Annotated in this window: 24 protein-coding genes and 1 tRNA gene; 7 read left to right on the top strand and 18 right to left on the bottom strand. The window is 30.8% G+C overall.

The features are described from left to right. Window positions 1-98 precede the first annotated feature (98 nt). The 3 genes from CW731_RS15035 to CW731_RS15025 all read right to left on the bottom strand — a co-directional run bounded on the left by CW731_RS15035 (window position 99) and on the right by CW731_RS15025 (window position 3078). A complete protein-coding gene (locus tag CW731_RS15035) occupies window positions 99-1064 on the bottom strand; it encodes a YpdA family putative bacillithiol disulfide reductase (RefSeq protein WP_100947492.1) in 966 nt (321 codons plus the stop codon). 16 nt (window positions 1065-1080) lie between these two features. Further along, window positions 1081-2592 carry an FMN-binding glutamate synthase family protein gene (locus CW731_RS15030; RefSeq protein WP_100947491.1) on the bottom strand — a complete coding sequence of 504 codons (1512 nt, stop codon included), beginning with the start codon at window positions 2590-2592 and terminating at the stop codon, window positions 1081-1083. Window positions 2593-2823: 231 nt separating this feature from the next. Continuing rightward, window positions 2824-3078: a type B 50S ribosomal protein L31 gene (locus CW731_RS15025; RefSeq protein ID WP_100947490.1), complete on the bottom strand. Its 255-nt coding sequence runs from the start codon at window positions 3076-3078 to the stop codon at window positions 2824-2826. A gap of 255 nt (window positions 3079-3333) precedes the next feature. On the opposite strand from CW731_RS15025, the gene CW731_RS15020 reads away from it, so the two are divergent. Both CW731_RS15020 and CW731_RS15015 read left to right on the top strand, forming a co-directional pair. Further along, window positions 3334-4374, top strand: coding sequence for a glutaminyl-peptide cyclotransferase (locus CW731_RS15020; protein ID WP_100947489.1), 1041 nt, complete (start codon window positions 3334-3336; stop codon window positions 4372-4374). Between the two features lie 84 nt (window positions 4375-4458). Continuing rightward, window positions 4459-5970 (top strand): hypothetical protein, encoded by a 1512-nt coding sequence (locus CW731_RS15015; protein ID WP_100947488.1) that lies wholly within the window; start codon window positions 4459-4461, stop codon window positions 5968-5970. Window positions 5971-5983: 13 nt separating this feature from the next. Here CW731_RS15015 and CW731_RS15010 read toward each other — a convergent pair whose 3' ends face one another. Next, the gene (locus tag CW731_RS15010; RefSeq protein ID WP_100947487.1) at window positions 5984-6181 is read right to left on the bottom strand and encodes a hypothetical protein; all 198 of its coding nucleotides are present in this window, start codon (window positions 6179-6181) and stop codon (window positions 5984-5986) included. After that, on the bottom strand, window positions 6171-7457 hold the full coding sequence (locus CW731_RS15005) for an amidohydrolase family protein (protein ID WP_100947486.1): 1287 nt from the start codon (window positions 7455-7457) through the stop codon (window positions 6171-6173). The genes CW731_RS15010 and CW731_RS15005 overlap by 11 nt, the downstream gene beginning before the upstream one ends. 64 nt (window positions 7458-7521) lie before the next feature. On the opposite strand from CW731_RS15005, the gene CW731_RS15000 reads away from it, so the two are divergent. From CW731_RS15000 to CW731_RS14990, 3 genes are all read left to right on the top strand, one after another. Beyond that, on the top strand, window positions 7522-8202 hold the full coding sequence (locus CW731_RS15000; RefSeq protein ID WP_100947734.1) for an SDR family oxidoreductase: 681 nt from the start codon (window positions 7522-7524) through the stop codon (window positions 8200-8202). Window positions 8203-8327: 125 nt separating this feature from the next. Next, window positions 8328-8921 carry a SprT-like domain-containing protein gene (locus CW731_RS14995; protein WP_100947485.1) on the top strand — a complete coding sequence of 198 codons (594 nt, stop codon included), beginning with the start codon at window positions 8328-8330 and terminating at the stop codon, window positions 8919-8921. Next, window positions 8911-9993, top strand: a complete 1083-nt coding sequence (locus CW731_RS14990) for a mannose-1-phosphate guanylyltransferase (protein ID WP_100947484.1) — start codon at window positions 8911-8913, stop codon at window positions 9991-9993. Before CW731_RS14995 ends, CW731_RS14990 begins: the two co-directional genes overlap by 11 nt. A 74-nt stretch (window positions 9994-10067) precedes the next feature. Here CW731_RS14990 and CW731_RS14985 read toward each other — a convergent pair whose 3' ends face one another. The 5 genes from CW731_RS14985 to CW731_RS14965 all read right to left on the bottom strand — a co-directional run bounded on the left by CW731_RS14985 (window position 10068) and on the right by CW731_RS14965 (window position 13891). After that, window positions 10068-11540, bottom strand: a complete 1473-nt coding sequence (locus tag CW731_RS14985; protein WP_100947483.1) for a DUF389 domain-containing protein — start codon at window positions 11538-11540, stop codon at window positions 10068-10070. Between the two features lie 62 nt (window positions 11541-11602). After that, window positions 11603-12139: a CIA30 family protein gene (locus CW731_RS14980; RefSeq protein WP_232734685.1), complete on the bottom strand. Its 537-nt coding sequence runs from the start codon at window positions 12137-12139 to the stop codon at window positions 11603-11605. Between the two features lie 107 nt (window positions 12140-12246). Next, window positions 12247-12319: transfer RNA gene (locus tag CW731_RS14975), tRNA-Lys, on the bottom strand. A 60-nt stretch (window positions 12320-12379) separates the two neighbouring features. Next, a complete protein-coding gene (locus CW731_RS14970) occupies window positions 12380-13147 on the bottom strand; it encodes an ABC transporter ATP-binding protein (protein ID WP_100947482.1) in 768 nt (255 codons plus the stop codon). 3 nt (window positions 13148-13150) lie between these two features. After that, the gene (locus CW731_RS14965; RefSeq protein ID WP_100947481.1) at window positions 13151-13891 is read right to left on the bottom strand and encodes an ABC transporter permease; all 741 of its coding nucleotides are present in this window, start codon (window positions 13889-13891) and stop codon (window positions 13151-13153) included. 110 nt (window positions 13892-14001) lie between these two features. Here CW731_RS14965 and pafA point away from each other — a divergent pair, with 110 nt between their 5' ends. Further along, entirely contained in the window at window positions 14002-15642 is a 1641-nt protein-coding gene (gene pafA / locus CW731_RS14960) for an alkaline phosphatase PafA (RefSeq protein WP_100947480.1), read from the top strand. A 1-nt stretch (window position 15643) separates the two neighbouring features. Beyond that, entirely contained in the window at window positions 15644-16789 is a 1146-nt protein-coding gene (locus CW731_RS14955; protein ID WP_100947479.1) for a T9SS type A sorting domain-containing protein, read from the top strand. Here the strand turns inward: CW731_RS14955 and CW731_RS14950 are convergent. From CW731_RS14950 to rplQ, 8 genes are all read right to left on the bottom strand, one after another. Next, window positions 16779-17453, bottom strand: coding sequence for a PrsW family intramembrane metalloprotease (locus CW731_RS14950; protein ID WP_100947478.1), 675 nt, complete (start codon window positions 17451-17453; stop codon window positions 16779-16781). The two genes, CW731_RS14955 and CW731_RS14950, sit on opposite strands and share 11 nt — an antisense overlap. Before the next feature lie 46 nt (window positions 17454-17499). Further along, complete coding sequence (gene ctlX / locus CW731_RS14945) at window positions 17500-18432, bottom strand: citrulline utilization hydrolase CtlX (RefSeq protein ID WP_100947477.1); 933 nt, start codon at window positions 18430-18432, stop codon at window positions 17500-17502. A 101-nt stretch (window positions 18433-18533) separates the two neighbouring features. Next, the gene (locus CW731_RS14940) at window positions 18534-18977 is read right to left on the bottom strand and encodes a hypothetical protein (protein WP_100947476.1); all 444 of its coding nucleotides are present in this window, start codon (window positions 18975-18977) and stop codon (window positions 18534-18536) included. 86 nt (window positions 18978-19063) lie between these two features. Beyond that, window positions 19064-19978, bottom strand: coding sequence for a dimethylarginine dimethylaminohydrolase family protein (locus CW731_RS14935; protein ID WP_100947475.1), 915 nt, complete (start codon window positions 19976-19978; stop codon window positions 19064-19066). A 67-nt stretch (window positions 19979-20045) separates the two neighbouring features. Next, window positions 20046-21332 carry a citrate synthase gene (locus CW731_RS14930; RefSeq protein WP_100947474.1) on the bottom strand — a complete coding sequence of 429 codons (1287 nt, stop codon included), beginning with the start codon at window positions 21330-21332 and terminating at the stop codon, window positions 20046-20048. A gap of 177 nt (window positions 21333-21509) precedes the next feature. After that, window positions 21510-22796, bottom strand: coding sequence for a phosphopyruvate hydratase (gene eno / locus CW731_RS14925; RefSeq protein ID WP_100947473.1), 1287 nt, complete (start codon window positions 22794-22796; stop codon window positions 21510-21512). 272 nt (window positions 22797-23068) lie between these two features. Further along, complete coding sequence (gene carA, locus CW731_RS14920; RefSeq protein WP_100947472.1) at window positions 23069-24187, bottom strand: glutamine-hydrolyzing carbamoyl-phosphate synthase small subunit; 1119 nt, start codon at window positions 24185-24187, stop codon at window positions 23069-23071. A gap of 94 nt (window positions 24188-24281) precedes the next feature. Beyond that, a complete protein-coding gene (gene rplQ, locus CW731_RS14915) occupies window positions 24282-24755 on the bottom strand; it encodes a 50S ribosomal protein L17 (RefSeq protein WP_100947471.1) in 474 nt (157 codons plus the stop codon). Window positions 24756-24795: the final 40 nt, after the last annotated feature.

Genomic DNA, 24795 nt, shown 5'->3' with positions numbered 1-24795 from the left:
GCACTTAATTATGCATCTATTTTTTTGTAGAGTTTAATGATTTAGAAAAACGTCTTCTTAAAATAAATATGACGTTCTTTTTCATTACAATTAAAGCACTACTTCTTTTCTAAAACAGCTGCAACAATCATTTTTGCATGAATGCGAGAGTTTTCTATAAACCATTTATGCGTATCCATTCCTCCACAGATAACACCAGCTAAATAAAGACCTTTAATGTTGGTTTCCATTGTTGCTTCATCATAAATAGGAATCTTCTTCTCATCATTAGAGAAACCAACACCTATTTCATCTAAAAAAGTAAAATCGGGTTTGTAACCAGTTAATGCCAAAACGAAATCATTCTGTAACGTTTCTAATCCATTTTCTGTATTTATAGAAATTGCGTCTTTAAATATTTCTTTAACGGTAGCTTTGAAATATACTTTAATACTTCCTTCTTCAATTCTGTTGATAATATCTGGTCTTACCCAATACTTCACGCGTTGCCCTACTTCTGTTCCTCTAATAATCAAGGTAACGTCCGCTCCTTTTCTATAGCATTCTAGCGCTGCATCTACAGATGAATTACTTGCGCCAATAATTGCTATTTTTTGTCCTGCATAAAAATGTGGGTCATTGTAATAATGAGAAACCTTTGGTAAATCTTCTCCAGGAATATTTAAACTATTCGGAATGTCATAAAAACCAGTTGCAATAACTATATTTTTAGATGTGTATGTATTTTTATCAGAATTAACAGTAAACTTATTTTCACTTTTAGAAATAGAAGTTACTTTCTCAAACAAATTAACGTGTAATTTATTTGACGTTGTAATTCTTCTGTAATATTCTAAAGCTTCACTTCTTCTTGGTTTTGCTTCTTTGCTAATAAAAGGAATCTCATCTATCTCTAACTTTTCTGAAGAAGAGAAAAACTGCATATTTACAGGATAATTATATAACGAATTCACAATAGGTCCTTTCTCTAGAATAACATACCTCAACCCTTTTTTTTGGGCCTCTAAACCGCAAGCAATCCCAATAGGTCCTCCACCAATAATAACAATATCAAAAAACTCCATGGTAATAAATTTTTGTTTACTTTTTATAGTATATTTCTTCTAAACTTACTACTTCATCATCTTTTCTTCTTCTAAAAACTTGACTCGATTTTATATTATAAATAGCATCTATTCCCATAGCACCAACTACTTCCTTAACAGTCGTAATAGTTTTATTATGGTAGTTCTTTACTCTTATGTTTTTCTTTTGAACAACTAATGCTTTTACCAAATCTGGGTCTTGTGTAGCCACACCAACTGGGCACGTATCTAAATTACATTCTCTAGCTTGTATACAACCTAAACTTAGCATAAAACTTCTTGCCATACCAATTGCATCTGCCCCTAGAGCTAAATATTTTACAATATCAAAAGCATCAACAGCCTTACCACTTGCAATAATTTTTATTTGGTGTTTTAGCTGATGTTTTTGTAACAGCTTGTTTATAAAAACTAACCCTTCTACTAATGGCGTACCAATATAGTTTGTAAATTCCATTGGGGCAGAACCTGTACCACCTTCTCCTCCATCTACAGAAATAAAATCTGGATAGTTGTTTGCACTTGCAAATGCTGCTATCATTTGCTCTATTTCTTCATTATTACCAACACATAACTTAATTCCTACAGGTTTACCGCCAGAAAGATCTCTTACTTTTTGAATAAAAGCAACCATTTCTTCGAAGTTAGAAAATGCAGAGTGACTTGGTGGTGAATCTACCTGTGTACCTACCTCTACTTTTCTAATTTTTGCAATTTCTTCTGTATTTTTTTCTGCAGGAAGAATTCCTCCATGACCAGGTTTTGCTCCTTGAGAAAGTTTAATTTCAATCATTTTTACTTCTGGGCGAATGGCATTGTCTTTAAAAATAGCATCATCGAACACACGTTTACCATCTAAAGATTTTCCTGCGCCAAAATATCCTGTTCCTACTTGAAAAATTAAATCTCCTCCTTGCAAATGGTAAGGAGAAACTCCTCCTTCGCCAGTATTATGTGCAAAGTTCCCCATTTTAGCTCCTTGGTTTAATGCCATAATTGCATTTTTACTTAAAGAACCAAAAGACATTGCTGAAATATTGATAATAGAACCGTCGTATTTTTGTGTGCATTTGTCTGAACCAAAAATAATTCGATCTCCTACTACTTCATGGTGGTTTTTAGGAAATAAAGAATGCTTTACAAATTCATAACCTTTCTTGTACACATTGTGCTGTGTACCAAAAGGCACCGTTTCCTTTTCGAGTTTAGAACGTTGATAAACAATACTTCTTTTCTCTCTATTTATTGGCGTTCCGTTTAAGTTGTCTTCAATAAAATATTGTTGAATTTTGTCTCTTTCTTCTTCAAAAAACCAGCGTAAACGAGCTATTAGAGGAAATGCTCTTAATAAAGAATGTTTGGTTTGTATGCTATCGTGAATTGCAACTATCATTAATAAGCCTGAAATGGATAGTAAAATTATAGTTCCTGTTTGCGGAAGGAAGTACACTAAAACTCCAGACAAAATTGTAATCCCTATGAAAATAGCAAGTATGGTATTTCTCATTTTTTCTTTATTTTTTTAAGACCTCAAAAATACTCATTTAGTATGATATTATGTGATAGCTCTAACAAATAATTTGCGTTAGGGATTGAAGTGGAAATCCTTTTTATGAAGCATGAATAAAAAGATTGCAACGCAAAGCCCGACCTGAAAGGAAACGCCATTATTATAAACAATAAAAAACTCCAACAAATGAATGTTGGAGTTTTAAATATGGTTAAAATTCTAAAAGTATTACTCTTTTTTGAATTTTGCGTATTTGTTTTTGAACTTGTCAATACGTCCTGCAGCATCGATAAGTTTAGATTTACCAGTGTAAAATGGGTGAGAAGTTCTAGAAATCTCTAATTTTACTAAAGGATACTCTACACCATCTACCTCTAAAGTTTCTTTTGTATCTGCAGTAGAACGTGTTATAAATACATCTCCGTTAGACATATCTTTAAAAGCCATCATTCTGTAATTTTCTGGATGAATTCCTTTTCTCATTTTAATATATATTTTAGTACTTTAATGTTTATGTTTGTAAGAGCAAAATTGGTAAAGTTTTACTCAATGTTCTAAATAGCTGTTTTTAACTATTTTGAGGATGCAAATTTAACCTTATTTTTTAATTTACAAATAAATAATTAGTTTTTATTTGATCGAATAGCAAATTTAAGCTTCTTTTAGTTCTTAAAAGTTGTTTTTTGTTGTCTTTTTTTTGAATATTTACATTCTAATACATTGAAATCTATATAAATAATGAAGAATTATTCTATTTTAATATCCTTTTTAGCCATTTTATTTCTAACAGCTTCTTGTTCTAATGCTTATAAGTTCTCTTTAGAAAAGCCTAAGAAAGCGATTTTAAATGAGTCGGTTACCGTAAAATTAATTGAGAAAAATGACAAACCTATTGAGAAAATTCAGTTTTATGTAAACGGAAAAGAAATTCCTAGCGAAGGGAATTCTGCAACTATTAACACCACAAATTTAGGTGTTGGTAAACATGCCATTAATGCTTTGGCTTTTTATGATGGCAAAACGAAGAAAGAAAATGGGTTTATAGAGGTTTTTGCAAATAGTAAACCTGCAATTTATACCTATAAAATTATAAATGAATATCCTCATGATATTAAAGCATACACGCAAGGTTTAGAATACCACAACGGTTTTTTATACGAAACTACAGGTCGTAGAGGACAATCTACACTTAGAAAACTAGACATTAAAACAGGTAAAGTTTTACAAGAAATAGCTTTAGATAAAAAGTATTTCGGAGAAGGAATGACCATTGTAAACAATAAAATTATTTGGTTAACTTGGGAAAACAAAAAAGGTTTTGTCTACGATTTAGAAACGTTTAAACAAGAAAAAGAGTTCGCTTACAATAAGAGTAAAGAAGGTTGGGGCTTAACTCATAATGAAACTGACTTGATAAAATCTGATGGAACAAATAAAATTTGGTTTTTAGACAAAGAAAATTATAAAGAAAAAAGATTCATACAAGTATACGCTCATGATAGAGCCATCGATCAGTTAAATGAACTAGAGTTAATAGATGGGAAATTATACGCCAATATGTATCAAAAGAACACTATAATAGTAATAAACCCTAAAACAGGTGTTGTAGAAGGTCTTGGAGATTTAAGAGGTTTAGAAAAAGAGATGGCTAAAACTCAAAAATTAGTTGCAAATGACGAGGTTCTAAATGGTATTGCTTATGATACCGAAAACAAGAGGTTATTTGTTACCGGAAAACATTGGGGTAAATTATTTGAAATTGAATTGATAAAACAATAATTCTGACTTTTAAAAGTTCTATTTTTATAAACAACCTCCAGACCGCTCTTTATCTTTCAGGGCAATAGGACAGAGATTAAACTTATGCGTTACTTTATTACTTTTATTATTTGTATTGCTCTTATTTCTATGAGCTCTTGTAGAAAGGATTTTTCTACGATACCCAATTCTGGTAAACTAGAGTTTTCTAAAGACACCGTTTTTTTAGACACCATTTTTACAAATATTGGCTCTGCTACTTATAATTTAAAGGTCTATAATAGAGGAAATAATGCCATTACAATTCCTAGAATTGAGTTAGAAAACGGAACCTCTTCTAACTATAGATTAAATGTTGATGGAATTCCTGGAAAAGAATTTAATGACATCGACATTCTTGCCAAAGACAGTATTTTTGTGTTTATTGAAACCACTGTTAATGTTACAAATGAGCCTAATCCTTTGTACACAGATCGTATTTTATTTGATACTGGAGACAATTTACAAGATGTAGACTTGGTTACTTTGGTAGAAGATGCAAACTTTATTTTCCCTGGCAAAAATGCCATTTCTATGAAAATTGATAGTTTAACATTAAACGGACAACCAACGACTATTAAAGGGAGATTTTTAGAAGATACAGAACTTACCTTTACAAAAGTAAAACCAACCGTTATTTATGGTTATGCAGCAATACCACCAAACAAAATATTAAAGATTGAAGCTGGAGCAAGAGTCCATTTTCATGACAATTCTGGTTTAATTGTAGATAGAAAAGCAACTTTGCAAGTAAACGGAACACTTTCTGAAAAAGTGATTTTCGAAGGAGATAGACTAGAGAATAGTTTTAGTCAGACTCCTGGGCAATGGGGAACTATCTGGATGCGTGCAGGAAGTAAGGACAATGAGATACAACATGCACAAATTAAAAATGGTATTATTGGTATTCTAGTTGATAGTATTGGTTCTAGCTCTACTCCTACTTTAAAACTAGAAAACACAGAAATATACAATCATTCTAACTTCGGAATTCTTGCCAGAGAAACAAATATTGAAGGGCATAATGTGGTTATTGGTGCTGCAGGACAAGCTTCTTTAGCAGCAACAATTGGCGGAACTTACAATTTTACACACAGTACTTTTGCGAATTATTGGAACAGCGGCATTAGACAATTACCTGCTGTATTAATAAACAATTTCTTTGTTTACACTAACGAAGCCGGACAAGAAATTACACAAACTAGAGATCTAAAAGCGGCTAATTTTACCAATTGCATTTTTGATGGAAATAACAATATCGAGTTTATAATTGATAAGGCAGATGGTGGTGGCTTGTTTAATTATTCAGTAAAAAATAGCATGATTAAATTTAACGACTCTAGTAATTCTTTTGACGGTGTAACTGAAGTAGATTTTGCAAACAACACAAATTATAGCAATATTGTTTTAAACGGTAATCCAAATTTTAGAGATACCCAAAAAAGCGATTTGATAATTGGTGATAAAAGCGATGCAATAAATAAGGCAATTACAACACCTTTTACTTTAGATATTTTAGGCATTGACAGAGCTACAAATCCGGATATTGGTGCGTATCAACATATAACTTTTGAATAGAAAGAAGAGAAAGCTAGTTGCCTTCCTCTTCTTTCTTGTCTTTGTATCTCTTGTAAGAAACCAGCCCTATTAGTAGCCATAATATGCTAACAAACCAAGAGTTTACTTCAAACCCAAAAAGATCGCTTGTTGGTTTGTTTTGCACAAGGTTTACAATGATGCTTATTATCGAAAACGCGACTATAAATAAGTTTAAATTTTTATTTTTCATCTTTATATACTTTACCATTTTTCATCACAAAAATCACCTTTTCCATTGTAGCAATGTTTTTTGTAGGATCTTCGTCTACAGCAATGATGTCTGCAAAAAAACCTTTTTGTATTTGTCCTATTTCGTTTTCCATTTTTAGCAACATAGCATTTGTAATCGTTGCAGACTGAATTGCTTCTATAGCTGGCATTCCAGCTTCCACCATAAAACCAAACTCTTTTGCGTTATTACCGTGTTTAAAGACTCCAGCATCTGTTCCGAATGCAATTCCTACGCCTTTTTTATATGCTTTTGCAAAAGTACCTTGAATTTGTGGTCCAACGGCTAATGCTTTAGGCACTACTATATCCGGATAGAAACCTGGTATCTTCGCCTTTTCTTCTACTTCTTTTCCGGCTGTAATTGTTGGCACTAAATACGCGTTGTGCTTTTTCATCAACTCCATCGTTTCAGAACTCATATAAGTTCCATGTTCAATGGTTTTTACGCCGCCAATAATTGCTCTTCTCATTCCTTCATCTCCATGAGCATGCGCAGCAACGTGCATTCCGTAGTCTTTTGCCGTTTCACAAATTGCTTTTATCTCTTCAATTGTAAATTGCGGATTATCACCTGATTTCGCAACACTTAAAACACCACCAGTTGCAGTTATTTTTATACAATCTGCACCATTTTTATACCTTTGTCTTACTGCTTTTTTTGCATCTTCCACAGAATTCACAACACCTTCTTTAGCACCAGGATTTCCCATTAACTTTCTACTACTTCCATTTGTAGGATCTGCATGACCACCTGTTGTTGCCAAAGATTTACCAGCTGTAAAAACTCTTGGCCCAGGAATTTTACCCGTGTTAATTGCATTTCTAATGGATATATTAACACCACTTCCTCCTAAATCTCTTACCGTTGTAAATCCGTTTAAAAGTGTCGTTTCAGCAAAACCAACAGAATTAAAAGCAACATCTGCTTCGTTCAGAATATAACTATTTAGCCTTGTATTTCTATCAAATTCTTGTTCTATATGCACATGAAAATCAATTAAACCAGCCATTACAACCTTATCTTTTAAATCTATCGTTATTGCTGTTGCACTTTTAGGCGAGACATACCCATCCATTACTTTGTAAATTTTATTTTCTTTTACAATAATGGTTTTTTTAGTTGCTATTTCTCCTGATTTAGTGTCTAATAATTTTCCGCATAAAATATAAGTAGTTTGCGCCATAAAATTCTGCATAAAAAATACGCTTATAAAAAGCAAAAATATTTTCTTCATTTGTATCTATTTTATCTTTAAATGTATGAAAAAATACCTAATTTGCTTCCTTTAAATGAAAAGAATGAAAAACGTAGTTATTACAGGAACAAGCAGAGGAATTGGGTTTGAACTCGCTAAACAATTTGCAGAAAACGGACATCAAGTTTTGGCATTGTCTAGAAACTCAAAACCCTTATCAGCAATAAATCATAAAAATATTACTGTTTTATCTGTTGATATTTCTAATTCTGAAGACTTACAGAAAGTTACTGATTTTATAAAAAGTACTTGGAAAAAAATTGATATTTTAGTTAATAATGCAGGTAAATTAGTAAACAAACCGTTTACAGAAATATCTTCGGAAGATTTTTTAGAAGTATATAAAGTAAATGTTTTTGCTGTTGCAGAAGTTACCAAATTAATGATTCCTTTCTTACAAAAAGGAAGTCATGTAGTTACTATTAGCTCTATGGGCGGAATTCAGGGAAGCATGAAGTTCCCCGGTTTAGCAGCTTATTCTTCTGCAAAAGGTGCTGTAATTACACTTTCTGAATTACTTGCAGAAGAATATAAAGAACAACAAATTGCTTTTAATGTTTTAGCACTAGGAGCTGTACAGACAGAAATGTTAGAAGAAGCTTTTCCGGGTTATCAGGCACCTATTTCTGCAATGGAAATGGCAGATTATATGTATAATTTTGCAATGACGGGTAATAAATTTTATAACGGAAAAGTATTACAGGTTTCTTCATCTACTCCGTAAGCAGTAAGCAGTAAGCAGTAAGCAGTAAGCAGTAAGCAGTAAGCAGTAAGCAGTAAGCAGTAAGCAGTAAGCAGTAAGCAGTAAGCAGTAAGCAGTAAGCAGTAAGCAGTAAGCAAAATTAAAAATTGACAGAAGATTACCAAAATTACATACCACAAAAAGCAATTCCTTTTTTAGAATTCCTTATAAACAAACACAACTTTACATTAAAGATTGTAGAACAACGTGCTACAAAACATGGTGATTTTAGAAGTTTACCAAATGGAAAGTTTCAAATAACAGTTAATAACAATCTTAATAAGTATCAGTTTTTATTAACTTTAGTTCATGAAATTGCACACCATGTTACACATCAAAAGTTTGGGCGTGTACTACCACATGGCAAAGAGTGGAAAGCAGTTTTTCAACATTTAATGTTGCCTTTTTTGAATCCGAATATTTACCCGAAGGAAATACTGCCTTATTTGGCACATTATTTAAAGAACCCAAAAGCAAGTACAGATACAGATGTTAACTTATCATTAGCTCTAAAAGGAAATATTGCAGAGACCGGAAAGAACTTTATCTTTGCAATTCCTTTTGGAAGTCTTTTTATCTTTAAAGATGTTATTTATAAAAGAGGAAACAAGAGAAGAACACGCTATGAATGTCTATGTATGGCGAATAAAAAAGTATATCTCTTCAATCAAAATGTAGAAGTACAAAGTTATGACAGATAGTAAAAATTATTACGCAGTTATTATGGCCGGCGGTGTTGGTTCTCGTTTTTGGCCAATGAGTACATCAACATATCCAAAACAGTTTCACGACATCTTAGGTGTTGGACAAAGTTTAATTCAGAGAACTTATCAGAGAATTAATGATTTAGTTCCTTCAAATAATATCTTAATTGCAACGAATGAAAGTTATGAAAAACTTGTTTTAGAACAGCTACCAAAAGTAAAAAAAAATCAACTACTATTAGAACCTGCCATGAGAAATACAGCACCTTGTATTTTATATGCAGCTTTAAAAATATACAATCAAAATCCTAATGCAGTAATACTAGTTGCTCCTTCTGATCATTGGATTGATGATGAAGCAGAGTTTACTAAAAACATACAAACTTCTTTTGATGCTTGTTCTAAAGAAGATATTTTGATGACGCTAGGGATTCAGCCAGATACCCCAAATACAGGCTATGGTTATATCAAATTTGAAAAAGGTGCTTCAGAAATAAAAAAAGTAAAGAATTTTACTGAAAAGCCCAATTTAGAAACGGCTGAAAAATTTCTAAATAGTGGAGATTATCTTTGGAATGCAGGGATCTTTATTTGGTCTGCAAAAAGCATTCTTAAAGCTTTTAAAAAGAGCTTACCAGAAATGGTTACTGTTTTAGACGACGGAAATAATGTATATAATTCTGATTTTGAAGACGATTTTATCAGAACCAATTATTCTAAATGTCAAAATATTTCTATTGATTTTGGAATCATGGAAAAAGCAAAAAACGTACATGTTTTACCTGTCGATTTTGGATGGAACGATCTAGGGACTTGGGGATCTTTATACAACAAACTAGAAAAAGATAACACTCAAAATGCTGTAGTAGGAGCTCAAACAATATTTAGAGACGCTAATGGTAACATGGTTAGAACACAATCTGGCAAGAAAGTTATAATACAAGGTTTGAGTAATTTTATTATTGTTGAAAAAGATGATGTTCTTTTAATCTGTCCTAGAAAAGATGAACAAGATATAAAACAAATAACTACAGATGTTCGAGAAGAATTTGGTGACGATTTCGTTTAAACACTCCTTCCTTTATCAACTTATCATATAAATTTAACCCTTTCTGATTTTATAAATCAAAAAGGGTTTTTTATTTATTTTTCTCGTTTAATAAACAACGTATCTAACGCCATTTCTTTTTGAAGCCAGTTTCTTAATTCTCTTTCTTTTGATGAGATAATACTATCTGGTAATTTTATATTCCATTTTATTGTTGCCACAGGAATCGTATCAATTTTAATAAAATCTTTGGAAGATAATACACTAGCAAAACCAATTTCTTCGATATCTATATACCTTATTTTAGCATCTTTAGCAATTCTACTAAAAGCAATTACATTCTGATTTTTATTCAAAGCATCTTGCTCAATTCTGTTATTTAAACTAGAAATTGTTTCTTGTAAACCTGCTATCTGTTTTTGCAAACCAGCAATAATATTTTTACTTTCCTGTAACTCTTCTCGCTTTTCTTTATACGCAGTTGTTATTAAAGAAAAACTCTTCGTATCACTACCTTTTATCTTTATTTTAAAATCTTTTATTTTTGTATAGTTCGTATTGTTAACTAACTGGTTATTCAAAATATTTTCCTCTCCCTCTGTAACTTCATTAAAGAAATTTAGATTAATTTCTTTATCTTTAAAACTATAGGAATCATCTATTAATTGAAAATTCTTGATAGTTTTAACTTCATTCTTTATAAAATTATTTACCTGAGTTTTCACCTGATTTTCATTAAACACAGTAATAAAAGTAAAAATTGCAGGAATCATAACTGCTATACCCACAATTGTCGCAATAGTAGAATATCTTTTTCTCTTAGCAGCATTTGCATATTTATGCATTGGAAAGTTTAACAACTTCAATACTAAAAAAGTTGCCAGCGCAATAAAAATAGTATTAATTGTAAACAAATACATTGCTCCAAAAAAGTAAGAAAAATTTCCTTTAGCCAAACCATAACCCGCTGTACACAAAGGAGGCATTAAAGCGGTAGCAATAGCAACCCCAAAAATTACAGATGCAATTGTGCCTTTCTTAGTTCTTGCAACCATTAAGGCCAGACCACCAAAAAATGCAATTAAAACATCTCGTATATCTGGACTAACACGCCCTAATAACTCAGAGTTATCTTCACTCAACGGAAAGAAATAAAAGAAAAGGAAAGATGCAAATAAACTTAAACCAATCATAATTCCTAGATTGATTAAAGATTTTTTAAACGTTTCTAGATCATTCAAGGCAAAAGACATACCAATACCCAAGATAGGCCCCATTAGAGGAGATATTAACATGGCTCCAATAACAACTGCGGTAGAATTTGCATTTAAACCTATTGATGCCACAAAGACGGCGAAAATAAGAATCCATGCAGTTGCACCTTTAAAAGGAATATCTGCTTTTATAGCTTCTATTGTTGCTTCATGATCTGTATCATCTCTAAAATCAAAAAGCTCTACTAGAAATTTCTTTATGCTATCTAATAAACCCTTCGCATCATCTTTAACATTTTGCCCAGTTTCTTCGGCTAAATTAGGTGTTATATTTTTTTTAATATCTTCTTCCATTATAAGTTATTTATGACTTTGGAAAGATACAATAAAAAGTAATTTGAAATCATATTTATAAATTACTGAAGGTAGATTTGGTCTATTTCTAATTTGAAGTTTTCAACAGTATTATTTCCTATTAGAAAAGCAATTTCTTCGATATTTTCTGAGGAAAACTCTCCAATAGATAATTTTCGTCCTCTAAAAGCTGGATACATTTCTGAAAGTTCAACTTTAAGAGTTTGCCATTCTCCGTTTGTTTCAAAATTAGCAATAAAAGAATACTGATTACTTATAGCATCCTTTATTCTAAATTGATATTTTTTACCATCACCTTTTACTCTTAAAACAACCTCTTTAAAACCATTTATTTTAATTGAAGAAAAACGATGTCTTAAGGAAGAAAAACCTCCGTTATTTTCTAAAGAGACCTTTCCATAAAATTCTCCAACACCTTTTTCATTAATTTTAAAATTTCCATCAGACCTTCCTCCCATAACAACATCATCTACTATTACCCAGTTAGAAATATCTGAGTTTGAGTTAAAATCGAAAATTATTTGGCTAGTATCGTTCATAAAAAAGATTAAAATAAAAATTAAATAAAGTTTATTCATAATTTTAAAGAAATTATAGAACAAAAATATTTATTAAAATCAATTAAATCACAGAAATTATGTTAAATAAAAAACTCCACACATAATGTGTGGAGTTTAACTTAATGTGACCGGGCTGGGGCTCGAACCCAGGACCCTCTCCTTAAAAGGGAGATGCTCTACCAACTGAGCTACCAGGTCATTCTTTATCTCTTAGCGGCTGCAAATATACACTTTATTTACATACAACCAAATTTTTTTTTATTTTTTTTCATCTAAATAAACTTGCCTTACTTTCTTCAATAAATTAGAAGAATAAACAAAATCTACAACCGCTTCATTATCAGTAGAAAATATATCTTCATTTGTTCCTTCCCACGCTTTAACTCCTTTATTTAAAAAAATAATTTTTTCTCCAATTTCTATTACAGAATTCATATCATGTGTATTAATTACAGTTGTAATTTTATATTCTTCTGTAATTTCTTGAATTAAGTTGTCTATTACAATTGCTGTTTGAGGATCTAAACCAGAGTTTGGTTCATCACAGAACAAATATTTAGGATTCATTACAATTGCTCTTGCAATGGCAACTCTCTTTTGCATACCGCCAGATAACTCTGCTGGTAACTTCTTATTAGAGTCTTCTAAGTTAACACGTTTTAGAACCGTGTTTACACGATCTAACATTTCAGATTTCGATTTTTCTGTAAACATCTTTAAAGGAAACATTATATTTTCTTCAACTGTTTGAGAATCGAACAATGCACTTCCTTGAAAAACCATACCAATCTCTTGTCTCCATTGCATTTTTTGTTCTTCAGAAAAGGCTGTATTTATTCTTCCATCAAACGAAACTGTTCCTTTTTCAGGAATATGAAGACCTATTAAAGATTTTAAAAAAACCGTTTTTCCAGAACCGCTTTGTCCAATAATTAAATTGGTCTTTCCTGGTAAAAAAGTAGTAGTTATTCCTTTTAGAACTTCTACTCCATTAAAACCTTTGTGTAAATTTTTAACCTCTATCATAAATTAAGTTAACAACATTTGAGTTAGAAAATAATTAGCTATTACAATTAAAATTGTGGTCCAAACAACAGCTTGCGTACTTGCTCTACCAACAGCGATTGAGCCACCTTTTACATAAAAACCATGATAAGAAGGTACTGTAGCTATTAAAAATGAAAAAATAAGCGTCTTTATTAATGCATAGACAATTAAAAATGGCTTAAAATCTGTTTGAATACCTGTAATATAGTCTGCTCCAGAAAACAAACCTGAAAGCACACCTGAAACCCATCCACCGAAGATACCTAAGACCATTGCCAAAGTAATTAAAAAGGGATAAAATAATAAAGCGGCTAGAACTTTTGGTAAGACTAAAAAATTAAGAGCATTTATACCCATAACTTCTAACGCATCTATTTGCTCTGTAACGCGCATTGTACCAATACTAGATGTTATATAAGAACCAACTTTACCTGCTAAGATAATACAACAAAAAGTTGGTGCAAACTCTAATATTATAGACCTTTTTGCAGCAAAACCTATTAAAGAATCTGGAATAAAAGGACTGTCTAAGTTCAATGCGGTTTGCAGTGCAATTACACCACCAATAAAGAAAGATATAAACATAATAATACCCAGAGATTTTATACCTAAGTCTTCAATCTCTTTCATTAAAGCTTGATAAAAAACACGGAATTTTTGTGGTTTTTTAAAAACACGCCCCAACATCATAAAATACTTACCTACATGTTCTAAATACGTCATTCAAACAAATTTTAGGCTAAAGTATTAAAATATCATTAATTGAATGTTAATTATCTCATATCAAAATAAAAAATAATTACTTTTGATGAAATATAAATTTTATTCCACTAATGAAAAAAGCATTTTTCTACCTTTTATCTTCAATTATTTTATTTTCTAGTTGCAATACTCCTAAGGTTCCTGTAAAAAAACCAAAATTAGTAATTGGTATTGTTATAGATCAAATGAGGTATGATTATTTAACTCGTTATGCAGAAAGGTACGGTGAAGGTGGGTTTAATAGAATTTTAAAAAACGGATTTTCATTAGAAAATGCACACTATAATTACATACCCACATATACTGCTGTTGGGCATGCTTCTATTTTTACAGGAACAACGCCAAGTAATCATGGTATTGTTTCTAATAATTGGTATGATAAGTATTTAAAAGAAAGTATTTATTGTGTAGATGATGCGAATTATAAAACTATTGGAAATAATGGTTCTGTTGGAAATAAATCTCCGAACAGATTGTATACAACAACAGTTACAGACCAACTTCACTTAGCACAAAACATGCAGGGGAAAACTATTGGAATCTCTATTAAAGATAGGTCTGCAATTTTGCCTGTTGGTCATACAGCAAATGCTGCTTATTGGTACGATGCTGGAAATGAAAATAAATGGATTACAAGTTCTTTTTATATGGACGAATTACCAAATTGGGTAAAGGAATTTAACAGTAACAATAAAGCTGATGAATATCTAAACGCTACTTGGGAAACTTTATACGACATAAAAACATACACGCAAAGTAGAGCAGATGATAATATTTTTGAAGATAATTTAAAAGGACAAGAAAAACCTGTTTTTCCGAAGAACTTAAAAGAATTAAGAAAAAAGAATGGTAATTTTAATTTGATCAAAACAGTGCCTGCAGGAAATACAATTACTGTAGATTATGCAAAAGCAACTATTATTGGTGAAAAATTGGGTAAATCTGAATTTACAGATTTTTTAACAGTAAGTTTTTCATCAACAGATTATATAGGTCATAGGTATGGTGTTGCTGCTGTTGAAACTGAAGATACTTATTTACGTTTAGACAGAGATTTAGCAGATTTTTTCACCTTTCTAGATTCTGAAGTTGGTAAAGGAAACTACACCTTATTTTTAACTGCAGATCATGCAGCTGTGCATGTTCCTTCTTATTTACAATCTTTAAAAATCCCTGCACATTATATGGACACTAAAGAGTTTAGAGATTTTATCTTAGAAATTACGCAAAAATATTTTAATTCTAAGGAGTTGATTGAAAATGTTTCTAATTATCAGATATTTTTAGATAAAAATAAAATTGAAACTTTGGGATTAGACCTAAATGTGGTTGCTCAAAAATTAGCTGATGAAGTAATCAATTTTGATGAAATATACAAAGCAGTTACGGCAAGAACCTTGCAAACAACTCATTTTACAGACGGAATTATGAATTCTCTTCAGAATGGGTATAATCAAAAGTTTTCTGGTGATGTTTTAATGATTCCTAATCCTGCAACTCTTGCTAGTGGTAGAAAAGGAACAAGTCATGGTTCTGGATATTCTTATGATACGCATGTACCTATTATTTTCTATGGAAACGGAATTAAAAAAGGACGCTCTTCAAAAAAATATGAAATCACAGATATTGCACCAACAATTTCCAATTTATTAAAAATTGAAGCTCCGAATGGTACTTCAGGAAAAGTAATTGAAGAAGTTTTAGATAAATAAAATGAAACTGAAAAACTTGCTACTTATATTCTTATTTAATGCAATCTTTACTTTAAGTCAAATAAGTAATTTTGAAGAGAAATTTGAATTACCTGTAGCAGTGAAAGAGACATCTGGTCTATTATTTTTAGATGCAAAAGTAATAACACATAATGATAGTGGAGATAGTCCGAATCTTTATGAAATAGATAGTTTGTCTGGTAAATTAATAAGAACGGTCTCCATCTCTAATGCTAAGAATGTAGATTGGGAGGATATTAGTGAAAATGATACACATATTTTTATTGCTGATATTGGCAACAATAACGGTAACAGAAAAAACTTAAAAATATATAAAATTCTAAAATCAGATTTTAGAAACAACCTTAATGTTTCTGCTGAAATCATTTCGTTTTCTTATGAAGATCAGGTAGATTTTTCATATAAACCATACAATTCTAATTTTGATGCTGAAGCAATTGTTATTTACGGAAATGACATCTTAGTTTTCACTAAAAACTGGGCAGATTTACAGACTAATATTTATAAAATTCCTTTAACAACTGGTAATTATATTGCTAAAAAAATTAGTTCTGCTAACATAGAAGGTCTTATAACTGGCGCAGTTTACAATGATAATCGTTTTATTTTAACAGGTTACACTACCGCTTTAATTCCTTTTTTAATTTACGTTAGCCCTAACAGAAAGCCAGGTAATGATATTTTCTTTTCTAGTTTTAACAAAATATCACTAGAAAATGAACTTGGTAAAGGAAACCAAGTTGAAGGAATTACAAATATTGGTTTTACCGGAAAGTACTATTTATCAAGAGAAAAAAACATCTCTACTATTTCTGGAACAAGAGTTACACATTCACAAAAATTATATAAATTTCATGATACAACTCACTCATTATTATCTCTTGAAAAAAATGATATAGAATTTCTTAAAATTATCCCTAACCCTATCGTTGATAAAATCAGTTTTGAAACTAATTGGTGTTTTTCTAAAATTGATGTTTTTAACCTTACTGGAAAAAAGGTGTATAGTGAGAACCTTAATCATCTGAAAGAAATTGATATTTCTTTCCTTTCAAAAGGTATTTATTATTTAAAAGTTCAATTTGAAAACAGTAAAACTGTTGTAAAAAAAATAATTAAACTTTAAAGATAGAACTGTTTTGATGCTTTCTAATAGCTTTTCTTGAGAGCACAATTCCTAATATTAAAGAGATAATTGCTCCAATCCACATTCCTGGTATAAAGTTTATGAATAAGAAAAAATCATAAGCGCCATGAAAAAGTGTTGCCAACAAAAGACCTAATAAATTTAGTTTTACTTTATGTTTAGAAAACTTTGCTTTTCCCATAAAATACCCCATTAAAATAGCAAAAGTAGCGTGAGCAGGAACAGCTGTAAACGCTCTAGTTAGTCCTGTTGCTGCACCATGTTGAAACGTATATAAAATATTCTCTAAGGCAGCAAACCCCATAGAAACCATTACCGAATAGACAATACCGTCAAAAGGTTCATTAAATTCCTTGTTTTTTTGAGCATAAAATTTTACAATAACATATTTAGAAAATTCTTCAACCAAAGCAACTACAATAAAAGCTTTTAAAAATTGCTGAAAAACATTTTTAATATCTGTTATGGGAATAAAAATTGAAGCAATGTAACCTAAAATAAACGTTAAAATAATACTTACAGTTGCTCCCAATAAGAAGCTTTTGGTTAGAATACCTATTGGTTCTTTTTCATATTTATCTTTGAAATAAATATAAAGAATAATAATTGTAACAGGCGCAATAGCTAATAGCAGTAAACTCATTTTTATAAATATCAAAAAAACATCTTGACTTTCCTAAAGACTTATATTACCTTTTAGGTAGAAATATTTCTGCCATCATGCAACGTGCACTTCCACCACCACAAGTTTCTATCGTTTCTAAAGAACTAGAAATAATTTTACAATGATTATTAATTTTTGCAATTTGACTTTGTGTTAACGAATCATGAGCTGTTTTACTCATCACTAAAAATAATTCGTCATTTGCACCACGAACTTGCAACATATTTCCTGCAAAATTATGCATTTGTGCTTCTGTAATATCAATAACTTGCTTACTGTCTTCTTTTAAATGTTTTAACACATTTTTTCTCTCAGATTTATCATCTATAGAATCTAAACAAATTATAGCAAAGGTTTCTGCAATACACATCATAACATTTGTATGATAAATTGCTGCTCTTTCATCTTCAACGGTTTGGTTGGCAACAAAAACTACAGGTGTATATTCAAAATCTTCACAGAACTCAATAAATAAATCTTCATCTGCTCTTGCAGACAATGCACAATATGCTTTTCTATTTACTCTATCTAGAATAATACTTCCTGTACCTTCTAAAAATAAATCTTCATGTTCTGCAGAGGTGTAATCTACAATGTTTTCTATAAGAAATCCATTTTTCTCTAATTCATTCAATATATCATCCCTTCTCTCTAAACGTCTATTTTCAGCAAACATTGGGTATAAACCAACGGTTCCGTCTGAGTGAAAAGAAATCCAATTATTTGGAAAAATAGAATCTGGAGTATCAAATGTATCTGTATCAGAAATAACAACAACTCCTACACCATAACTTCTTAATTTAAGTACATAAGCATCAAATTCTTCTTGCGCTTTTAGGTTGATTTCAGCATTTTTTAAATCAATTTCTTCTTGAAAATAATTATTTACAGCTGTTTGTTCATTCATCCTAAAGTTAATAGGACGAATCATTAAGATGGTATTTGTAGTTTGTTGCATGTCTTTTAAATATATTACAAATATAGACACATATTTATTATAGCATACTCATTTTATTAAAAAACCGTTTCCTTTTTTTGGAAACGGTTTTCAATAAATATTTAAAAAAGACCTAACCTTATACTAGGAGTTCTAACAACTACTTTAGCTCGAGTAGAGCTTCTATTAGAGTTTCTCTTAGAACTATAGTTGCCATGGTAATAATAACTTACATGATCATGATAATAATACCCGTGACTACAGAGATTGTTGCATTCTTTATTATGCTCTGCATAAGCATCTCTTTTTCCTTTCATGTATGCTTTATGAGCGACTTCATCTCTCTTCTTTAATTCTTTCTCATACTCTTTTTGTTCTTTCCAAAACTTTTTGTCTTGAGATTTTGATTTAGAATTAAATTCCTGTTCAAATTTAGCATCTTCTTTGGCTCGTTTATTATAATAATTCTCTTTTGACACTACTGAATCTTTTTCCTGATCTTGAGCGTAAGAAAAACTAGCTGTAATTAATAAAATAACCGATAATATTAGTTTTGTTGCATTCATCCTTTTAATTTCTTACAAAATGATTTTCTATGTAACACTATTAAAACAATTATGTAGCAGTTTACCCTACCGGTATAAGCTGAAATTTAATCTCTTATAAGTGGCATTGTAGAACAGCGCAATAAACCTTCTTGTTTTGCTATTTCTGCGTATGCAACTTCTTCTACGGTAAAACCATTTTTACGTAACCAAGTATTTAAACGTGTAAAGTTTTTTTCTGATATAATTACGTCTTCAGAAATAGAAAAAATATTACTGTTCATGTTAAACATCTCTTCTTTATCAATTTCAAAAACATTTTCTTTTCCAAAGAAATTTAACAGCCATTCATACTCTTTTTCTACAAGAAAGCCATTTTTATGAAGTATCGCTTTGTTTTTTCCTATTGGTTGAAAACAACAATCCAAATGCAGTGCATTTTCTTTAGGGTCTGTATTGTGCTTTCTTAATTCGAAAGATTTAACAGTCTTTTCTGGAAATAATTCTTGCAAAGCAATCACTGCGTCTATATTTGTGCGTGCCGTTATATGTTCTGAGTAATCTTCTCCAGAATAAGTTCCAACAAAAATATAGTCATTCCAAGGCATCACATCACCTCCTTCTACATGACATTCTTCTGGTAGCTCTATAACGTTTCCTTTATCAATTTCAGAAATAACATGATGTATTGCTTCTATTTCTTGATCTCTGTCTGGTAAAATATTTGCTTTCACTAATTTATCATCAATAACAAAAGCAATATCTCTAGAAAAAATCTGATTGTAATTTTCAATCATGTCTGGTCTAAAAACTTTTACATTGTATTTTTCTAAAACAGCAGCAACAGCTTCCATTTCGATAATCATATCTTTTTCCTTAGGATACGTTCCTGCTATTACGTGTTGTACACTTTTAGGATCATAACAATCTTCTACTTTTGGTATTGGACCGCTACTTTTCGCTATTCCTAAAACTACTGCTCTTAACCTAGAAGTTTCGTTTTTAATATTCAGTTTTAACATATAAAAGTTATAAAAAAAGCTTCATAAAATATGAAGCTTTGTATTTGTGTAAATATAATAATTTAAATTATCTTTTATCTATAGACTTAAAAGGTCTTAAATTTTCTCCTGTATAAATCTGACGTGGTCTACCAATAGGTTCTTTGTTCAATCTCATTTCTTTCCATTGTGCAATCCAACCCGGTAAACGTCCTAAGGCAAACATTACTGTAAACATTTCTACAGGAATCCCCATAGCTCTGTATATAATTCCTGAATAAAAATCTACGTTTGGATATAGTTTTCTATCTACAAAATAAGGATCGTTAAGAGCTTCTTGTTCTAAACCTTTTGCTATTTCTAAAATAGGATCGTCAACTCCTAAATTATTTAAAACTTCATCTGCAGCCTTTTTAATAATTTTTGCTCTCGGGTCAAAGTTTTTGTAAACTCTATGCCCAAAACCCATTAATCTAAAAGGATCATTTTTGTCTTTGGCCTTTGCCATATATTTTTTAGTATCTCCACCATCTGCTTTAATAGCTTCAAGCATTTCTAAAACTGCTTGATTTGCACCACCATGAAGTGGACCCCAAAGTGCAGAAATTCCTGCTGACAATGAAGCAAACAAACCTGCGTGAGAAGAACCTGCGATTCTTACAGTTGATGTAGAACAGTTTTGTTCATGATCAGCATGTAAGATCAATAATTTATCTAAAGCATCTACAACTATTTTATTTGTAACGTACTCTTGATTAGGTTGTTTAAACATCATTTTATAGGTGTTTTCTACATAACCTAAGCTACAGTCTCCATAGTCTAACGGAAGCCCTTGCTTTTTACGCATTGTCCATGCCACTAACACAGGAAATTTCCCCATAATTTTAACAATTGCATTATACATCTCTTCTTCCGATTCTACATTTACAGTAGAGGGATTAAATGCTGTTAATGCTGATGTTAGTGATGAAATTACACCCATCGGATGTGCCGATTTAGGAAAAGCATCTACAATCTTTCTAATATCTTCATCTACTATAGATTGTGCACAAATATCTTTTTTAAACTTTTCTAACTGCTCATTGGTTGGTAAATCTCCAAAAATTAATGCATAAGCAACTTCTAAAAAATCTGCTTTTTCTGCTAATTCTTCAATAGAATACCCTCTATATCTTAAAATTCCTTTTTCACCATCTAAAAATGTAATAGCACTTTCACAAGAGCCCGTATTTTTAAAACCAGGATCTATTGTAATAATACCTTTAGTAGCTCCACGCAAAGATTTAATATCTATTGCAACTTCATTTTCTGTTCCTTTTACAAGAGGAAATTCATACGAATCTTCTCCAATTTGTAATTTTGCTATATCTGACATTTATAATGTTTTTATTGTGTTTTCTTATTCCTACGAAGATACCAATTTTTGAAGAAATTTTAAATGACTTCTTATAGATTTTTGATATTTTTAAATAATATTAATTTATTACATAATAGTACAAAAAAAGCCTCACAATTTTAATTGCGAGGCTTCTTTATTATAATACACTATAAATTAGATATTAAAAGCTTTTTCTTTAGGAAAATAGGCAACTTCGCCTAACTCTTCTTCAATTCTTAATAATTGGTTATACTTAGCCATTCTGTCAGAACGTGATGCAGAACCAGTTTTAATTTGTCCACAATTTAATGCAACTGCCAAGTCTGCAATTGTATTGTCTTCTGTTTCACCAGATCTGTGCGACATTACTGAAGTATAACCAGCATTTTTAGCCATATTAACAGCAGCAATAGTTTCTGTTAATGTACCTATTTGGTTTACTTTAATTAAAATTGAGTTTGCAATTCCGTTGTCTATTCCTCTAGATAAACGCTCTACATTAGTAACAAATAAATCATCACCTACTAGTTGCACTTTGTCACCAATTTTTTCAGTTAAATATTTCCAACCATCCCAATCGTTCTCATCCATACCGTCTTCAATAGAGATAATAGGATAATTTGCAGCTAATTCAGCTAAATAATCTGCTTGCTCTTTACTAGATCTTATTTTCCCTGTTTCTCCTTCAAACTTAGAGTAATCATATTTTCCGTTCACATAAAATTCTGCAGCAGCACAATCTAAGGCTACCATAATTTCATCACCAAAAGAATACCCAGCATTTTTAACTGCTAATGCAATTGTATCTAATGCATCTTCTGTCCCTTCTAATTTTGGTGCAAAACCTCCTTCATCTCCAACAGCTGTAGATAAATTTCTATCGTGTAAAACTTTCTTTAGGTTGTGAAAAATTTCAGACCCCATTTGCATTGCTTGAGAAAAGGTTTCAGCCTTTACAGGCATTACCATAAATTCCTGAAAAGCAATTGGTGCATCTGAATGAGAACCTCCATTAATAATATTCATCATTGGAAGTGGTAACGTATTAGCTGAAACTCCACCAACATATCTATATAAAGGCATTCCTAACTCATTAGCTGCGGCTTTTGCTGCGGCTAAGGAAACACCTAAAATAGCGTTTGCACCTAATTTAGATTTATTTGGAGTACCATCTAAATCTATCATCAATTGATCAATTGTATTTTGCTCGAAAACAGAAACTCCTAAAAGTTCTTCAGCAATAATTCTGTTTACATTTTCAACAGCTTTTAAAACTCCTTTTCCCATATAAGCTTTACCACCATCACGCAATTCTACTGCTTCATGTTCTCCTGTAGAAGCTCCTGAAGGAACAGCTGCTCTACCTAAAACTCCATTTTCTGTAGTTACATCTACTTCTACTGTTGGATTTCCTCTTGAATCAAAAATCTGACGTGCGTGAACGCTAATAATAATGCTCATTTTTTTATTTTTTAATTAAATTTAAATCTTCTACTTTCTACGGCTAAATTACAAAATGTCTAAAGCATTTGATAATTTGTCTTTAATTAATTACGAAAACGTTTGCTGAAATTATTAGAGAAAATAAAAAACCCACTCATAAAATGAGTGGGAAAAAATTGCTATGAAAAAGAATGTGATTTTTACATCACACTTCAAAGATAATATTTAAAAATTTGTAAAAAAAAACATTTAGTTTAAGGGCTATAGAGTTTCGGTGAATAACTATTAAGTTACGACATAACTTTTTTAACTTTCATAATATTTTCTATAAATTGATCAAATAAATATTCAGAATCATGTGGTCCAGGACTAGCTTCTGGATGATATTGTACAGAAAAAGTATTCTTATCTTTTAGACGAATTCCAGCAACCGTATGATCATTTAAGTGAACATGAGTAATCTCTATATTTTCATTACTTTCTGTTTCATCTTTATTAATAGCAAAACCATGATTTTGAGAGGTTATTTCACCTTTACCTGTTAATAAATTTTTTACAGGATGATTTATTCCTCTATGACCATTGTGCATTTTATACGTAGAAATTCCATTCGCTAATGCAATTACTTGGTGTCCTAAGCAAATACCAAATAAAGGCAAATCTCTTTTTATAATTTCTTTTGCAAGTTCTTGAGCCTCCAATAAAGGTTCAGGATCACCAGGTCCGTTTGAAATAAAATAACCGTCAGGATTAAAAGCTTCTAATTCTTCAAATTTCGAATTGTAAGGAAATACTTTAACATATGCACCGCGTTTAACCAAGTTTCTTAATATGTTCTTTTTTATTCCAATGTCTAAAGCTGCTATTCTTATAGATGCATTTTCATCTCCAATAAAATAAGGTTTTTTAGTAGATACTTTAGAAGCTAACTCTAACCCCTCCATAGATGGAACTTTAGATAATTGTTTTTTCAACTCTTCAATATTGTCTATTTCTGTAGAAATAATAGCGTTCATTGCACCATTATCTCTTATATATGCCACTAATGCTCTTGTATCTACATCTGAAATAGCAACAATATTATGCTCTTCAAACCAATCCTTCAGATTTCCATCTGAATCAACTCTAGAATGTGTAAAACTAAAATTTCTACAAATTAAACCAGAAATTTTAATTCCATCAGATTCAACTTCATCATTATTTACTCCGTAATTTCCTATATGGGCATTTGCTGTAACCATAATTTGTCCGAAATAAGAAGGGTCCGTAAATATTTCTTGATAACCTGTCATACCAGTATTAAAACAAATTTCTCCTGTAGAAGTTCCTTCAATACCTACAGATTTACCGTAAAAAATAGTTCCGTCAGCTAATAAAACTAATGCTTTTTTTCTAGTTTGATATTTCATTGCTATATAATTGTGTTTGTTAATGCAAAAATATAAAAAAAGGGATAAACGTAAACGTTTATCCCTTTTTTATAAATTAAAAAATTTTCATTTTTTATTCTTCAGATTTTTCTTCTGTTGCAGTTTCTTCTACCTGAGCAGAATCAGCTTTTTTGCTTCTTCCTCTTCTTGTAGTTTTCTTTGCTTTTTTACCATTAGGATTATAGATTTCGTTGTAATCAACTAATTCTACCATTGCCATAGGAGCATTATCCCCTTGACGGTTTCCTAATTTAATAATACGAAGATAACCTCCTGGTCTGTCTGCTACTTTTACAGAAATTTCTTTGAATAATTCTGTAACAGCAAATTTATCACGTAAATAAGAAAATACGATACGTCTATTGTGAGTTGTATCAGCTTTAGACTTTGTAATTAATGGTTCTGCAAATACTCTTAAAGCTTTTGCTTTTGCCACTGTTGTGTTAATACGCTTGTGCTCTATTAAAGAACAAGTCATATTAGCTAACATCGCTTTTCTGTGCGAAGTTGTTCTTCCTAAGTGATTGTGTTTTTTTCCGTGTCTCATGACCTTTGTTTATAATTTCATCTTGCATCTACTCATTATG

Origin of the sequence: Polaribacter sp. ALD11, from assembly GCF_002831685.1 — a bacterium.
Classification (GTDB): domain Bacteria; phylum Bacteroidota; class Bacteroidia; order Flavobacteriales; family Flavobacteriaceae; genus Polaribacter.
Note: the sequence above shows the minus strand (reverse complement) of the source record. Positions and strands in the feature narration are given on the sequence as shown.

What these genes read in the sequence shown, in the direction of transcription:
- CW731_RS14990 (WP_100947484.1), top strand. Translation starts at nt 8,911, where the DNA reads ATGACAGATAGTAAAAATTATTACGCAGTTATTATGGCCGGCGGTGTT.
- CW731_RS14935 (WP_100947475.1), bottom strand. Translation starts at nt 19,978, where the DNA reads ATGTTAAAACTGAATATTAAAAACGAAACTTCTAGGTTAAGAGCAGTA.
- rplQ (WP_100947471.1), bottom strand. Translation starts at nt 24,755, where the DNA reads ATGAGACACGGAAAAAAACACAATCACTTAGGAAGAACAACTTCGCAC.
- pafA (WP_100947480.1), top strand. Translation starts at nt 14,002, where the DNA reads ATGAAAAAAGCATTTTTCTACCTTTTATCTTCAATTATTTTATTTTCT.
- CW731_RS15025 (WP_100947490.1), bottom strand. Translation starts at nt 3,078, where the DNA reads ATGAGAAAAGGAATTCATCCAGAAAATTACAGAATGATGGCTTTTAAA.
- CW731_RS14965 (WP_100947481.1), bottom strand. Translation starts at nt 13,891, where the DNA reads ATGACGTATTTAGAACATGTAGGTAAGTATTTTATGATGTTGGGGCGT.
- CW731_RS14930 (WP_100947474.1), bottom strand. Translation starts at nt 21,332, where the DNA reads ATGTCAGATATAGCAAAATTACAAATTGGAGAAGATTCGTATGAATTT.
- eno (WP_100947473.1), bottom strand. Translation starts at nt 22,796, where the DNA reads ATGAGCATTATTATTAGCGTTCACGCACGTCAGATTTTTGATTCAAGA.
- CW731_RS15035 (WP_100947492.1), bottom strand. Translation starts at nt 1,064, where the DNA reads ATGGAGTTTTTTGATATTGTTATTATTGGTGGAGGACCTATTGGGATT.
- CW731_RS14970 (WP_100947482.1), bottom strand. Translation starts at nt 13,147, where the DNA reads ATGATAGAGGTTAAAAATTTACACAAAGGTTTTAATGGAGTAGAAGTT.
- CW731_RS14940 (WP_100947476.1), bottom strand. Translation starts at nt 18,977, where the DNA reads ATGAATGCAACAAAACTAATATTATCGGTTATTTTATTAATTACAGCT.
- CW731_RS15010 (WP_100947487.1), bottom strand. Translation starts at nt 6,181, where the DNA reads ATGAAAAATAAAAATTTAAACTTATTTATAGTCGCGTTTTCGATAATA.
- ctlX (WP_100947477.1), bottom strand. Translation starts at nt 18,432, where the DNA reads ATGCAACAAACTACAAATACCATCTTAATGATTCGTCCTATTAACTTT.
- CW731_RS14980 (WP_232734685.1), bottom strand. Translation starts at nt 12,139, where the DNA reads ATGAATAAACTTTATTTAATTTTTATTTTAATCTTTTTTATGAACGAT.
- CW731_RS15020 (WP_100947489.1), top strand. Translation starts at nt 3,334, where the DNA reads ATGAAGAATTATTCTATTTTAATATCCTTTTTAGCCATTTTATTTCTA.
- CW731_RS14985 (WP_100947483.1), bottom strand. Translation starts at nt 11,540, where the DNA reads ATGGAAGAAGATATTAAAAAAAATATAACACCTAATTTAGCCGAAGAA.
- CW731_RS15030 (WP_100947491.1), bottom strand. Translation starts at nt 2,592, where the DNA reads ATGAGAAATACCATACTTGCTATTTTCATAGGGATTACAATTTTGTCT.
- carA (WP_100947472.1), bottom strand. Translation starts at nt 24,187, where the DNA reads ATGAAATATCAAACTAGAAAAAAAGCATTAGTTTTATTAGCTGACGGA.
- CW731_RS15005 (WP_100947486.1), bottom strand. Translation starts at nt 7,457, where the DNA reads ATGAAGAAAATATTTTTGCTTTTTATAAGCGTATTTTTTATGCAGAAT.
- CW731_RS15015 (WP_100947488.1), top strand. Translation starts at nt 4,459, where the DNA reads ATGCGTTACTTTATTACTTTTATTATTTGTATTGCTCTTATTTCTATG.
- CW731_RS14955 (WP_100947479.1), top strand. Translation starts at nt 15,644, where the DNA reads ATGAAACTGAAAAACTTGCTACTTATATTCTTATTTAATGCAATCTTT.
- CW731_RS15000 (WP_100947734.1), top strand. Translation starts at nt 7,522, where the DNA reads ATGAAAAACGTAGTTATTACAGGAACAAGCAGAGGAATTGGGTTTGAA.
- CW731_RS14950 (WP_100947478.1), bottom strand. Translation starts at nt 17,453, where the DNA reads ATGAGTTTACTGCTATTAGCTATTGCGCCTGTTACAATTATTATTCTT.